Source organism: uncultured Thalassolituus sp. (assembly GCF_950066645.1).
GTDB lineage: Bacteria > Pseudomonadota > Gammaproteobacteria > Pseudomonadales > Oceanobacteraceae > Thalassolituus.
In genome coordinates this window covers 120892-131870 of the sequence record NZ_CATMFB010000012.1, presented here as the reverse complement: position 1 = coordinate 131870, position 10979 = coordinate 120892, and the positions used below count along the sequence as shown (strand labels likewise).

Genomic DNA, 10979 nt, shown 5'->3' with positions numbered 1-10979 from the left:
CTGGGTAAAGATGAAGGTGGTCGTCACACTCCATTCTTCAAAGGTTACCGTCCACAGTTCTACTTCCGTACTACTGACGTAACTGGTGCAGTTGAGCTGCCAGACGGCGTAGAAATGGTAATGCCAGGTGATAACGTCACTCTGACTGTGACTCTGATCGCTCCAATCGCGATGGACGAAGGTCTGCGCTTCGCTATCCGTGAAGGTGGCCGTACTGTAGGCGCCGGCGTTGTAGCTAAAATCGTTGAGTGATTGAGCTACCTGCATTGCTTCTTCGGTAACGCTCAATTGCTTCCGAAAGAACAGATGCAGAACCTGAAAGAAGCCCGCTTTATGCGGGCTTTTTCATTCTTCCCGCACCGCTTCCCCGCATCTCTCAAAGTTGGTTGACAGATAACCAATAGCTGCATACAATTCGCGTCCCCTATTATCTGGGGAAACCGCAAGCTCAAGCACATTAACTGGAGTTTGGTATGCAAAACCAACGAATCCGTATCCGTCTGAAGGCGTTCGACCATCGCCTGATCGATACTTCGACTCAGGAAATCGTCGATACGGCTAAGCGCACGGGCGCTCAGGTACGTGGTCCTATCCCACTGCCTACACGTAAAGAGCGTTACACCGTTCTGGTTTCTCCGCACGTTAACAAAGACGCGCGTGACCAGTACGAAATCCGTACGCACAAGCGCATGCTCGACATCGTTGAGCCTACAGAAAAAACTGTAGACGCGCTGATGAAACTTGATCTGGCTGCCGGTGTGGAAGTTCAGATCAGCCTGGGTTAATCCTTAAGGATTTTCCACAAGGCTCTGTGTAACGCCCGTACTCAGAATTCTTGAAAAAGGGCGGCCATAGCGGGTTGAAGCCCCGTACACGAGAGGAAAACAACATGGCAATTGGTATTGTCGGTAAAAAGGCGGGTATGACCCGTGTATTTACTGAAGAAGGTCAATCTGTTGCTGTTACTGTGCTGCAGGTAGCGCCTAACCGCGTTACTCAGGTGAAAACTCCTGAAACTGATGGCTACAGTGCAATTCAGGTTGCATTCGGCGAGAAGAAAGCGTCTCGCGTTTCTAAGCCAGAGGCTGGCCACTTTGCGAAAGCAAACGTGACTGCTGGTCGTGGTCTTATTGAGTTCCGTACTGAAGAAGCTTTTGAAGCTGGTCAGGAACTGACTGTCGCTCTGTTTGAAGCAGGCCAGAAAGTTGACGTAACCGGCTCGACAAAAGGTAAAGGTTTCCAGGGTGGCGTTAAGCGCTGGAACTTTGCTACTCAGGACGCAACTCACGGTAACTCCCTGTCTCACCGTGCGCCTGGCTCTATCGGCCAGTGTCAGACCCCTGGTCGCGTATGGAAAGGCAAGAAGATGGCGGGTCACATGGGCGCTGAGAAGCAAACTACTCAGATGCTCGAGATTGTTCGCGTTGACGCGGAAAACAATCTGCTCCTCATCAAAGGTGCTGTTCCAGGTGCACCTGGTTCCGACGTTGTTGTTAAACCAGCTGTAAAGGCTAAGGGGTAAGCAATGGAACTGAAAACAAACACTGGTGCAGCAGTAGCTGTTTCCGAAACTACTTTCGGTCGTGAATTCAACGAAGCTCTGGTTCATCAGATCGTTACTGCTTATATGGCAGGCGGTCGCCAGGGTACTAAAGCTCAGAAGACTCGTGCAGAAGTCGCTGGCGGTGGTAAGAAGCCATTCCGTCAGAAAGGTACAGGCCGTGCGCGTGCCGGTACTGCTACTTCTCCGATCTGGCGTTCAGGTGGTGTTACATTCGCTGCTAAGCCACGTAACTATGAGCAGAAAGTAAACAAGAAAATGTATCGCGCTGCGATGCAGTCCATTCTGTCAGAACTGGTACGTCAAGAGCGTCTGGTTGTTGCTGATGCGTTTGACGTAGACAGCCACAAGACCAAAGAGTTTGTTGCCAAGCTGAAAGAATTCGACCTGCAGAATGTGCTGATCGTTTCTGACGATGTGAACGAGAATCTGTATCTGGCTTCCCGTAACGTCCCACACGTTGGTGTTACTGAAGCGTCTGCTATCGATCCGGTAAGCCTGATTGCGTTCGAAAAAGTCCTGGTGACTGTGCCTGCCCTGAAGAAGCTTGAGGAGGCTTACGCATGAACCGTGAACGTATCTACAAGGTGCTGGTAGCTCCTCATATTTCTGAGAAGGCCACCATCCTGGCAGACAAAGTTGGTCAGTACGTGTTCCGTGTAGCACCTGATGCAACTAAGCCAGAAATTAAGAAAGCTGTTGAAGCTCTGTTCGAAGTGAAAGTTCAGTCCGTACAGACCGTCAACATTAAAGGCAAAACCAAGCGTACTGCTCGTGGCATGGGTAAGCGTAACGATGTGCGTAAAGCATATGTTCGTCTTGCTGATGGCCAGGACATCGACTTCGCTGACGCGGAATAAGAGGAGCTTAAGTCATGGCATTGGTGAAAACTAAACCGACTTCTGCTGGCCGTCGTCACCTGGTAAAAGTCGTTAATAATGAACTGCACAAAGGCAAGCCTTTCGCAGCTCTGCTTGAGAAGAAGTCAAAAAGTGGTGGTCGTAACAACAACGGTCGCATCACTACCCGTCACATTGGCGGTGGTCACAAGCACCACTACCGTATGGTTGACTTCAAACGTGACAAAGATGGTATCCCAGCAGTTGTTGAGCGTCTGGAATACGATCCGAACCGTAGCGCAAACATCGCACTGCTGAAGTACGCAGACGGTGAACGTCGTTACATCCTGGCACCAAAAGGTCTGTCCGCTGGTGATCAGGTACTGTCTGGTGAAGATGCACCGATCAAAGTAGGTAGCGCTATGTCTCTGCGCAACGTACCGGTTGGTAGCACTATTCACAACGTTGAGCTTAAGCCAGGTAAGGGCGGCCAGATGGCTCGTTCTGCTGGTGCATCTGCTCAGCTGGTTGCCCGTGAAGGTGCGTACTGCACACTGCGTCTGCGCTCTGGCGAGATGCGTAAAGTGCTGACAGATTGCCGCGCTACTCTGGGTGAAGTTGGTAACTCTGAACACTCACTCCGTGAGCTGGGTAAAGCTGGTGCAACGCGCTGGCGTGGTGTTCGTCCTACCGTTCGCGGTGTGGTAATGAACCCAGTAGATCACCCACACGGTGGTGGTGAGGGTCGTACTTCAGGTGGTCGTCATCCGGTGACTCCATGGGGTGTTCCGACTAAGGGTTACAAGACTCGTAAGAATAAGCGTACCGATAAGCTGATCGTACGTCGTCGTTCTGCGAAATAATTAGAGAGGATTGAACTGTGCCACGTTCATTGAAAAAAGGTCCATTTATCGACCACCACTTGATGAAAAAGGTAGAGACCGCTCTTGAGGCTAACGACAAACGTCCGATCAAGACCTGGTCCCGCCGTTCCACGATCTTCCCGGATTTCGTGGGACTGACTATCGCCGTACATAACGGCAAACAGCACGTGCCTGTTTTCGTAACTGAAGACATGGTTGGTCATAAACTCGGCGAATTCGCTCTGACCCGTACCTACAAGGGTCACGTTGCGGATAAGAAAGCCAAACGTTAATAAGAGGTGAAGTATGTCTGAAGTAGCCGCTGTATTACGTGGTGCTCGATTGTCTGCACAGAAAGCTCGCCTGGTAGTTGATACCATTCGTGGCAAAAATGTTGCCGAAGCGCTGGAAATCCTGGCGTTCAGCAACAAGAAAGGTGCTGACATTGTTAAGAAGGTGCTGGAATCTGCTATCGCCAACGCTGAGCATAACAATGGTGCTGACGTCGACGAACTGCGTGTTTCTACCGCGTTTGTAGGCGAAGGTATGACTATGAAGCGTATCCGTCCACGTGCTAAAGGCCGTGCGGACCGTATCTTTAAACGTACCTGTCACATCACTGTGAAAGTTTCAGAATAAGGAGTTGGTCAGATGGGTCAGAAAGTTCATCCAACCGGTATCCGTTTAGGTATCACCAAAGACCATAACTCGGTCTGGTATGCCGGTAAGGATAAGTACGCCGACAACCTGCTGGCTGACATCGCTGTTCGTTCTCTGATCGAAAAGCGTCTTGAAAAAGCTTCAGTGAGCAAGGTCGTTATTGAGCGTCCAGCGCAAAACGCCAAAGTTACCATCCACACTGCCCGTCCAGGCATCGTGATCGGTAAGAAAGGTGAAGACGTAGAAGTTCTGCGTAAAGATGTAAGCGAGCTGATGGGTATTCCGGTACACATCAACATCGAAGAAGTTCGTAAGCCTGATCTGGATGCCAAACTGGTTGCACAGTCTGTTGCAAACCAGCTTGAGCGTCGTGTGATGTTCCGTCGTGCTATGAAGCGCGCGGTACAGAACGCAATGCGTGGCGGTGCAGAAGGTATCAAGATCCAGGTGAGTGGTCGTCTGGGTGGTGCTGAGATCGCTCGTTCTGAGTGGTATCGCGAAGGTCGTGTTCCACTGCACACTCTGCGTGCGGATATCGACTACGCAACTTACGAAGCACACACTACCTATGGTGTTATTGGCGTGAAAGTCTGGATCTTCAAAGGTGAGATCCTGGGCGGTATCGAAGAAGTTCGTGAGCGCGCTAAAAACCAGGGTAAGAAAAAGACCGGCCGTTCATAAGGGGATTGAGTTATGTTGTTACCAAAACGTACCAAGTTCCGTAAAGTCCAGACCGGCCGTAACCGTGGTCTCGCTACACGCGGATCAAAGGTTAGCTTCGGTGAGTACGCACTGAAAGCAACTGGCCGTGGTCGTATGACTTCACGTCAGATCGAGGCAGCGCGTCGTGCGATGACTCGTAAAATTAAACGTGGTGGTAAAATCTGGATCCGCGTTTTCCCAGATAAGCCTATTACCGAGAAGCCTCTTGAGGTTCGTATGGGTAAAGGTAAGGGTAACGTTGAGTACTGGGTTTGCCAGATCAAGCCAGGCAAAGTCCTGTACGAGATGGAAGGTGTGTCCGAAGAACTGGCACGTGAAGCCTTCGCTCTGGCTGCCGCCAAACTGCCATTTGAAACACAGTTTGTTAAACGGACGGTGCTGTGATGAAAGCAAGTGAACTGAAAGAAAAGTCAGTAGCTGAGCTGAACTCTCAGCTCGAAGAACTGTTAGGCGAGCAATTCAAGCTGCGCATGAGCAAAGCGACTAACCAGCTGGGTCAGACCCACCTGCTTCGCGAAACTCGTCGTGATATCGCTCGCGTGAAAACCGTGCTGGCTAGTAAGGCAGGTGAATGATCATGACTGATACTACGAAAGCTGTACGCACCCTGACCGGTCGCGTAGTAAGCAACAAGATGGACAAGTCCATCACTGTTCAGATCGAGCGCTTTGTTAAGCACCCGATCTACAAAAAATTCGTGAAGAAATCCACGAAAGTAATGGCACACGATGCCAATAACGAATGTCAGATTGGTGACACCGTTACAGTAAAAGAGTCACGTCCACTGTCTAAAAACAAGACTTGGGCGCTGGTAAGTATCGACGAGCGCGCCGCCAAGGTTTAATACCGGGCGCATGTAGTTAGGAGCGAGTAGGCATGATCCAAACGCAATCCATGCTTGACGTTGCCGACAACAGCGGCGCGAAGCGCGTACAGTGCATTAAAGTACTGGGCGGCTCACATCGTCGTTACGCTGGTATCGGTGACCTGATCAAGGTATCCGTGAAGGAAGCAATTCCACGCGGTAAAGTAAAGAAAGGCCAGGTAATGAACGCAGTAGTTGTACGTACCCGTAAAGGTGTACGTCGTCCTGACGGATCTATCATCCGTTTCGACACCAACTCTGCAGTACTGCTGAACGCGTCTCTGGCGCCGATCGGTACTCGTATCTTTGGCCCTGTGACTCGTGAACTGCGCTCTGAGCAGTTCATGAAGATCATTTCCCTTGCACCTGAAGTGCTTTAAGGAGAGGGAACGAAAATGTTGAAGATTCGCAGAAATGACGAAGTAGTGGTTATTGCTGGTAAAGACAAAGGCAAGCGCGGCAAGGTACAGAAAGTACTGGCTGACGGTCGTCTGATTGTTACTGGCATCAACATGGTGAAAAAACACCAGAAACCAAACCCGTACCTGCAGCAGCCAGGTGGCATTGTTGAAAAAGAAGCCAGCATTCAGGTTTCTAACGTTGCTATCTGGAACCCGAAAACTGAGAAAGCCGACCGTGTTGGCTTCAAAGTTGAAGGCGAAAGCAAGGTACGTATCTTCAAATCCACTGGCGATCAAGTTGACGCCTGATAGGACTGGATACTGCTATGTCACGTTTAAAAGAACTGTACAAAACTGAAGTAGTAGCCAAGCTGACTGAAGAGTTTGGTTACAAGAATCCGATGGAAGTGCCACGTGTTTCTAAAATCACCCTGAACATGGGTGTTGGTGAAGCACTGGGTGACAAGAAACTGATGGACAGCGCTGTAGCCGATATGGAAGCAATCGCTGGTCAGAAAGTTGTTGTCACTAAGGCACGTAAATCAGTCGCGGGCTTTAAAGTCCGTGAAGGCTGGCCGATCGGCTGTAAAGTTACTCTGCGCCGCGACCGCATGTGGGAGTTTATGGATCGTCTGATCGATATCGCTCTGCCACGTGTGCGTGACTTCCGTGGTATTAACGGCAAGTCTTTCGACGGTCGTGGTAACTACAGCATGGGTGTGAAGGAACAGATCATCTTCCCGGAAATTGAATACGATAAAGTAGACAAGATCCGCGGTATGGATGTGACCATCACCACCACGGCTAAAACTAACGATGAAGGCCGCGCTTTGCTGAAAGCGCTGCAGTTCCCGTTCCGCAACTGAGGAGTGAACCATGGCCAAAATTAGCATGAAGCAGCGCGAGCTGAAGCGTGAGAAACTGGTTGCCAAGTTCGCTGCCAAGCGCGAAGAACTGAAAGCCATCATCAAAAATCCAGCGTCTTCTGACGAAGATCGCTGGAACGCACAACAGGCTCTGCAGCAACTGCCACGTGATTCTTCACCAAGCCGTCTGCAGCGTCGTTGTCAGATGACAGGTCGTCCGCACGCCGTTTACCGTAAATTCAAACTCTCACGTATTAAACTGCGTGAAGAAGGTATGAAAGGTAACGTGCCTGGCCTGAAAAAAGCTAGTTGGTAAGCAATTCCCTTTGCATGTAGAATGCGCGCCTGATTTTCAGGTGCGCGTTCTGCTATTCAGAGGGGCGCTGTACAACCGAGGTATATCAAATGAGTATGCAAGATACGTTGGCGGATATGTTCACCCGCATTCGTAATGCCCAGCAAGCTGGTCATACGTCTGTGAGCATGCCGTCTTCAAAGATCAAGAAATCTGTAGCTGAAGTTCTTGAAGCTGAAGGCTACATCGCTGGTTTCGCAGTGGATGGTGAAGCAAAGCCAACCATGACCATCGAACTGAAGTACTACGAAGGCAAGCCGGTTATTGAGCGCATTCAGCGTGTTAGCCGTCCTGGTCTGCGTCAGTACCGCGGTACCACCGAGCTGCCGAAAGTTGAAGCAGGTCTGGGTGTTGCCATCGTTTCTACTTCTAAAGGCGTAATGACTGACCGCGCTGCCCGTGCTGCGGGTGTTGGCGGCGAAGTCATCGCGACCGTATTCTAAGGAGTATAACGATGTCCCGCGTAGCAAAAGCTCCTGTCGCAATCCCAGCTGGCGTTGAAGTCAAGCTGGCTGACGACAAGATCACAATCAAAGGCAAGCAAGGTCAGCTGGAACTCGACGTTCACGCTTCTGTGGCAATCAGCCAGGAAGAGAACGTGCTGAAGTTCGCTCCTAAAGCTGCTGACAAACAGTCTAACGCTCTGGCCGGTACTTTCCGTGCCCTGGTAAACAATATGGTTACCGGTGTCAGCGTAGGCTTTGAAAAGAAACTGGTGCTTCAGGGTGTTGGTTACCGTGCGAAAGCAGCTGGTAACACTCTGAACCTGTCTCTCGGCTTCTCACATCCAGTGGATTACACGCTGCCAGAAGGCGTGACTGCTGAGACTCCAAGCCAGACTGAAGTCGTTATCAAAGGTATCGACAAGCAGCAGGTTGGTCAGGTTGCAGCCGAAATCCGTGGCTATCGTCCACCAGAGCCTTATAAAGGTAAGGGTGTTCGTTATGCTGATGAAAATGTGCGTCGTAAAGAAGCCAAGAAAAAATAAGGGCTAGGCCATGAATGAGAAGAAAAAAGCTCGTCTGCGCCGTGCCGCTAAAACACGGGTAAACATCCGTGAGAAAGGCGCGGTACGTCTGTGCGTTCACCGTACGCCCAGACACATCTACGCTCAGGTCATTTCTGCCAACGGCGCTGTTGTCCTGGCTTCTGCTTCAACTGTTGAAGCCGATCTGCGTAGCGAAACGACTGGTAATGTTTCTGCAGCTACTAAAGTTGGTCAGATGATCGCAGAGCGCGCGAAAGCCGCTGGCGTGACCAAAGTAGCCTTCGATCGTTCCGGTTTTAAATACCATGGTCGTGTTAAAGCTCTGGCTGACGCGGCTCGTGAAAGCGGCCTTGAGTTCTAAGGGGTATTACCATGGCAAACAACGAACGTATCGAACGTAACGAAAGTGAACTTCAGGAAAAGCTGGTTCAGGTAAACCGAGTAGCCAAAGTAGTTAAAGGTGGTCGTATCTTCGCTTTCACAGCTCTGACTGTGGTAGGTGATGGCAACGGTCGCGTTGGCTTCGGTCGCGGTAAGTCCCGTGAAGTACCAACTGCTATCCAGAAGGCAATGGAACAGGCTAAACGTAACATGATCGACGTCCAGCTGGACGGTTCGACTCTGCAGTACCCAGTGAAAGCATCTCACTCCGGTTCTCAGATCTTCATGCAGCCTGCTTCTGAAGGTACAGGTATCATCGCCGGTGGTGCAATGCGCGCCGTTCTGGAGATGGTTGGTGTTAAAAACGTACTGGCCAAGTGCTACGGCTCTACCAACCCAGTGAACGTAGTCCGCGCGACCTTTAACGGTCTGGCGCAGATGAAGTCACCTGAGCAGGTTGCAGCGAAGCGTGGTAAGTCAGTCGAAGACATTCTGGGGTAATCTGACATGGCTAAGAAAACCGTTAAAGTAACCCAGACTCGCAGCACTATTGGCAAGCTGCCAAAGCACCGCGAGACCATGAAAGGTTTGGGTCTTCGTCGCATCGGTCACACCGTTGAACTGGAAGATACTCCTTCTGTTCGCGGTATGATCAACCTGGTTCAGTACATGGTTAAGGTAGAAGGGGAGTAATATGCGTCTCAACGAATTGAGCCCGGCTCCTGGTTCTAAGCCTGCTGCTAAGCGTGTTGGCCGTGGTATCGGCTCCGGTCTGGGTAAGACTGGTGGTCGTGGTCACAAAGGTCAGAAGTCCCGCTCTGGCGGTAAAGTGGCTCCAGGTTTTGAAGGCGGTCAGATGCCTATCCACCGTCGTCTGCCAAAGTTTGGTTTTACTTCACGTAAAGCCCAGTACGTTGCAGAGATCCGTCTCAACGAACTGACTCTGGTTGAAGGTGATGTTGTAGATCTGGCAGCACTGAAAGCTGCAGACGTTATCGGCGAGAAGATTAAAGAAGCTCGCGTGATTCTGTCTGGCGAAGTAAGCAAAGCTGTGACTGTGAAAGGTCTGAAAGTCACTAAAGGCGCTAAGGCTGCTATCGAAGCAGCAGGTGGTAAGGTCGAAGACTAATGGCTAAGCAAGGCTCACTCCCGGCAGGGATGCAATCAGGACTAGGCGAGCTCTGGGCTCGCATCCGTTTTGTGATCCTGGCGATTGTTGTATATCGGATTGGTACCCATATTCCGGTACCAGGGATTAACCCGGACTCACTGGCACGACTGTTTGAGCAGAACCAGGGCACAATCCTGGAAATGTTTAACATGTTTTCCGGTGGTGCACTGGAGCGCATGAGTATTCTTGCGCTGGGTATCATGCCCTACATCTCTGCGTCGATTATCATGCAGTTGCTGACCGCGGTGAGCCCGCAGCTTGAGCAGCTTAAGAAAGAAGGTGAAGCGGGTCGTCGTAAGATTACCCAGTACACCCGTTACGGTACCGTCCTGTTGGCGACTGTACAGGCCTTCGGTGTATCCGCAGGCCTGGCCGGACAGGGCGTTACTTTCTCAACTGGCCTCGATTTCTATATCGCAGCAGTACCGTCGTTTGTCGCCGGTGCGGTATTTATGATGTGGCTGGGTGAGCAGGTAACTGAACGGGGTATCGGTAATGGTATTTCCATTCTGATTTTCGCCGGTATTGTTGCAGGTCTTCCATCTGCATTAGCACAGGCGTTTGAATCCGCTCGCACTGGCGAGCTGAACTGGGCGCTTCTGCTTATTATTGCTGTTCTTGCGGTTGCTGTGATCGCGTTTGTTGTGTTCGTTGAACGCGGCCAGCGTCGTATCACTATCAACTATGCCAAGCGCCAGCAGGGCCGTCAGGTCTTTGCTGCGCAGACCAGTCATCTGCCGCTGAAACTGAATATGGCCGGTGTTATTCCAGCCATCTTCGCGTCGTCTCTGCTGTTGTTCCCAGCGTCTCTGGGGCAATGGTTCGGTCAGGGCGAAGGTATGGAATGGCTGCAGGACATCAGTCTTGCCCTGGCACCTAGCCAGCCGTTGTATATTGTGCTGTTTTCCGCAGGGATTATCTTCTTCTGCTACTTCTATACCGCGTTGATGTTCAATCCGCGTGATGTAGCTGAAAACCTGAAGAAGTCCGGTGCGTTTATCCCAGGCATCCGCCCGGGTGTACAGACAGCGAATTACATCGACACGGTCCTTGGGCGTCTGACTCTGTTCGGTTCGCTCTACATCACAGCGGTATGTCTGTTGCCACAGCTTCTGGTTGTTGCTGCAGAAGTGCCTTTCTACTTCGGCGGCACATCACTGCTGATCGTAGTCGTGGTTGTGATGGACTTTATGGCACAGGTTCAGTCTCACCTGATGTCTCATCAGTACGAAGGACTGATGAAAAAGGCAAACCTTAATAATTACGGGAGCCGCCGTTAAGGCTGCTTCCGGAATCAGGAGAACGT

At 51.0% G+C, this 10979-nt stretch carries 22 protein-coding genes and 1 pseudogene; all 23 read left to right on the top strand.

The annotated features are described in order from the left end of the window. Positions 1–252 (top strand): annotated as a pseudogene (gene tuf / locus Q1L85_RS12390) (elongation factor Tu); the annotation flags it as partial. Positions 253–473: 221 nt separating this feature from the next. Then, complete coding sequence (gene rpsJ / locus Q1L85_RS12385; protein WP_068443270.1) at positions 474–785, top strand: 30S ribosomal protein S10; 312 nt, start codon at positions 474–476, stop codon at positions 783–785. A gap of 104 nt (positions 786–889) precedes the next feature. Next, a complete protein-coding gene (rplC, locus tag Q1L85_RS12380) occupies positions 890–1522 on the top strand; it encodes a 50S ribosomal protein L3 (RefSeq protein ID WP_300433295.1) in 633 nt (210 codons plus the stop codon). A gap of 3 nt (positions 1523–1525) precedes the next feature. Continuing rightward, positions 1526–2128, top strand: coding sequence for a 50S ribosomal protein L4 (gene rplD, locus Q1L85_RS12375; RefSeq protein ID WP_300433293.1), 603 nt, complete (start codon positions 1526–1528; stop codon positions 2126–2128). Further along, positions 2125–2421 carry a 50S ribosomal protein L23 gene (rplW, locus tag Q1L85_RS12370; protein ID WP_300433291.1) on the top strand — a complete coding sequence of 99 codons (297 nt, stop codon included), beginning with the start codon at positions 2125–2127 and terminating at the stop codon, positions 2419–2421. The genes rplD and rplW overlap by 4 nt, the downstream gene beginning before the upstream one ends. Before the next feature lie 14 nt (positions 2422–2435). Beyond that, positions 2436–3263, top strand: coding sequence for a 50S ribosomal protein L2 (gene rplB, locus Q1L85_RS12365; RefSeq protein ID WP_300433289.1), 828 nt, complete (start codon positions 2436–2438; stop codon positions 3261–3263). Between the two features lie 17 nt (positions 3264–3280). Beyond that, complete coding sequence (rpsS, locus tag Q1L85_RS12360) at positions 3281–3556, top strand: 30S ribosomal protein S19 (protein WP_300433287.1); 276 nt, start codon at positions 3281–3283, stop codon at positions 3554–3556. Positions 3557–3569: 13 nt separating this feature from the next. Beyond that, a complete protein-coding gene (rplV, locus tag Q1L85_RS12355; protein ID WP_300433285.1) occupies positions 3570–3902 on the top strand; it encodes a 50S ribosomal protein L22 in 333 nt (110 codons plus the stop codon). 12 nt (positions 3903–3914) lie between these two features. Beyond that, a complete protein-coding gene (gene rpsC, locus Q1L85_RS12350; protein WP_300433283.1) occupies positions 3915–4604 on the top strand; it encodes a 30S ribosomal protein S3 in 690 nt (229 codons plus the stop codon). A 12-nt stretch (positions 4605–4616) separates the two neighbouring features. Further along, entirely contained in the window at positions 4617–5030 is a 414-nt protein-coding gene (rplP, locus tag Q1L85_RS12345; RefSeq protein WP_300433280.1) for a 50S ribosomal protein L16, read from the top strand. Further along, on the top strand, positions 5030–5221 hold the full coding sequence (rpmC, locus tag Q1L85_RS12340; RefSeq protein WP_300433299.1) for a 50S ribosomal protein L29: 192 nt from the start codon (positions 5030–5032) through the stop codon (positions 5219–5221). Before rplP ends, rpmC begins: the two co-directional genes overlap by 1 nt. A gap of 2 nt (positions 5222–5223) precedes the next feature. Next, positions 5224–5490 carry a 30S ribosomal protein S17 gene (rpsQ, locus tag Q1L85_RS12335; RefSeq protein WP_300433278.1) on the top strand — a complete coding sequence of 89 codons (267 nt, stop codon included), beginning with the start codon at positions 5224–5226 and terminating at the stop codon, positions 5488–5490. A gap of 32 nt (positions 5491–5522) precedes the next feature. Further along, a complete protein-coding gene (gene rplN / locus Q1L85_RS12330) occupies positions 5523–5891 on the top strand; it encodes a 50S ribosomal protein L14 (protein WP_015488533.1) in 369 nt (122 codons plus the stop codon). A gap of 15 nt (positions 5892–5906) precedes the next feature. After that, entirely contained in the window at positions 5907–6221 is a 315-nt protein-coding gene (rplX, locus tag Q1L85_RS12325; protein ID WP_300433275.1) for a 50S ribosomal protein L24, read from the top strand. Positions 6222–6238: 17 nt separating this feature from the next. Continuing rightward, positions 6239–6778: a 50S ribosomal protein L5 gene (gene rplE, locus Q1L85_RS12320; RefSeq protein ID WP_300433273.1), complete on the top strand. Its 540-nt coding sequence runs from the start codon at positions 6239–6241 to the stop codon at positions 6776–6778. A gap of 10 nt (positions 6779–6788) precedes the next feature. Further along, positions 6789–7094: a 30S ribosomal protein S14 gene (rpsN, locus tag Q1L85_RS12315; protein ID WP_300433271.1), complete on the top strand. Its 306-nt coding sequence runs from the start codon at positions 6789–6791 to the stop codon at positions 7092–7094. An 89-nt stretch (positions 7095–7183) separates the two neighbouring features. Beyond that, positions 7184–7576 carry a 30S ribosomal protein S8 gene (gene rpsH, locus Q1L85_RS12310; RefSeq protein ID WP_300433269.1) on the top strand — a complete coding sequence of 131 codons (393 nt, stop codon included), beginning with the start codon at positions 7184–7186 and terminating at the stop codon, positions 7574–7576. A gap of 11 nt (positions 7577–7587) precedes the next feature. Continuing rightward, positions 7588–8121 carry a 50S ribosomal protein L6 gene (gene rplF / locus Q1L85_RS12305; RefSeq protein ID WP_300433268.1) on the top strand — a complete coding sequence of 178 codons (534 nt, stop codon included), beginning with the start codon at positions 7588–7590 and terminating at the stop codon, positions 8119–8121. A gap of 10 nt (positions 8122–8131) precedes the next feature. Further along, positions 8132–8482, top strand: a complete 351-nt coding sequence (rplR, locus tag Q1L85_RS12300; protein ID WP_300433266.1) for a 50S ribosomal protein L18 — start codon at positions 8132–8134, stop codon at positions 8480–8482. An 11-nt stretch (positions 8483–8493) separates the two neighbouring features. After that, complete coding sequence (gene rpsE, locus Q1L85_RS12295; protein WP_300433264.1) at positions 8494–9003, top strand: 30S ribosomal protein S5; 510 nt, start codon at positions 8494–8496, stop codon at positions 9001–9003. Between the two features lie 6 nt (positions 9004–9009). After that, entirely contained in the window at positions 9010–9195 is a 186-nt protein-coding gene (gene rpmD / locus Q1L85_RS12290) for a 50S ribosomal protein L30 (protein WP_300433262.1), read from the top strand. A 1-nt stretch (position 9196) separates the two neighbouring features. Further along, complete coding sequence (gene rplO, locus Q1L85_RS12285) at positions 9197–9631, top strand: 50S ribosomal protein L15 (RefSeq protein ID WP_300433260.1); 435 nt, start codon at positions 9197–9199, stop codon at positions 9629–9631. Next, on the top strand, positions 9631–10953 hold the full coding sequence (gene secY, locus Q1L85_RS12280) for a preprotein translocase subunit SecY (RefSeq protein ID WP_300433258.1): 1323 nt from the start codon (positions 9631–9633) through the stop codon (positions 10951–10953). Before rplO ends, secY begins: the two co-directional genes overlap by 1 nt. Positions 10954–10979 lie beyond the last annotated feature (26 nt).

Coding starts and splice junctions, on each gene's coding strand:
- rpsJ (WP_068443270.1), top strand. CDS start 474: ATGCAAAACCAACGAATCCGTATCCGTCTGAAGGCGTTCGACCATCGC.
- rplC (WP_300433295.1), top strand. CDS start 890: ATGGCAATTGGTATTGTCGGTAAAAAGGCGGGTATGACCCGTGTATTT.
- rplD (WP_300433293.1), top strand. CDS start 1,526: ATGGAACTGAAAACAAACACTGGTGCAGCAGTAGCTGTTTCCGAAACT.
- rplW (WP_300433291.1), top strand. CDS start 2,125: ATGAACCGTGAACGTATCTACAAGGTGCTGGTAGCTCCTCATATTTCT.
- rplB (WP_300433289.1), top strand. CDS start 2,436: ATGGCATTGGTGAAAACTAAACCGACTTCTGCTGGCCGTCGTCACCTG.
- rplV (WP_300433285.1), top strand. CDS start 3,570: ATGTCTGAAGTAGCCGCTGTATTACGTGGTGCTCGATTGTCTGCACAG.
- rpsC (WP_300433283.1), top strand. CDS start 3,915: ATGGGTCAGAAAGTTCATCCAACCGGTATCCGTTTAGGTATCACCAAA.
- rplP (WP_300433280.1), top strand. CDS start 4,617: ATGTTGTTACCAAAACGTACCAAGTTCCGTAAAGTCCAGACCGGCCGT.
- rpmC (WP_300433299.1), top strand. CDS start 5,030: ATGAAAGCAAGTGAACTGAAAGAAAAGTCAGTAGCTGAGCTGAACTCT.
- rpsQ (WP_300433278.1), top strand. CDS start 5,224: ATGACTGATACTACGAAAGCTGTACGCACCCTGACCGGTCGCGTAGTA.
- rplN (WP_015488533.1), top strand. CDS start 5,523: ATGATCCAAACGCAATCCATGCTTGACGTTGCCGACAACAGCGGCGCG.
- rplX (WP_300433275.1), top strand. CDS start 5,907: ATGTTGAAGATTCGCAGAAATGACGAAGTAGTGGTTATTGCTGGTAAA.
- rplE (WP_300433273.1), top strand. CDS start 6,239: ATGTCACGTTTAAAAGAACTGTACAAAACTGAAGTAGTAGCCAAGCTG.
- rpsN (WP_300433271.1), top strand. CDS start 6,789: ATGGCCAAAATTAGCATGAAGCAGCGCGAGCTGAAGCGTGAGAAACTG.
- rpsH (WP_300433269.1), top strand. CDS start 7,184: ATGAGTATGCAAGATACGTTGGCGGATATGTTCACCCGCATTCGTAAT.
- rplF (WP_300433268.1), top strand. CDS start 7,588: ATGTCCCGCGTAGCAAAAGCTCCTGTCGCAATCCCAGCTGGCGTTGAA.
- rplR (WP_300433266.1), top strand. CDS start 8,132: ATGAATGAGAAGAAAAAAGCTCGTCTGCGCCGTGCCGCTAAAACACGG.
- rpsE (WP_300433264.1), top strand. CDS start 8,494: ATGGCAAACAACGAACGTATCGAACGTAACGAAAGTGAACTTCAGGAA.
- rpmD (WP_300433262.1), top strand. CDS start 9,010: ATGGCTAAGAAAACCGTTAAAGTAACCCAGACTCGCAGCACTATTGGC.
- rplO (WP_300433260.1), top strand. CDS start 9,197: ATGCGTCTCAACGAATTGAGCCCGGCTCCTGGTTCTAAGCCTGCTGCT.
- secY (WP_300433258.1), top strand. CDS start 9,631: ATGGCTAAGCAAGGCTCACTCCCGGCAGGGATGCAATCAGGACTAGGC.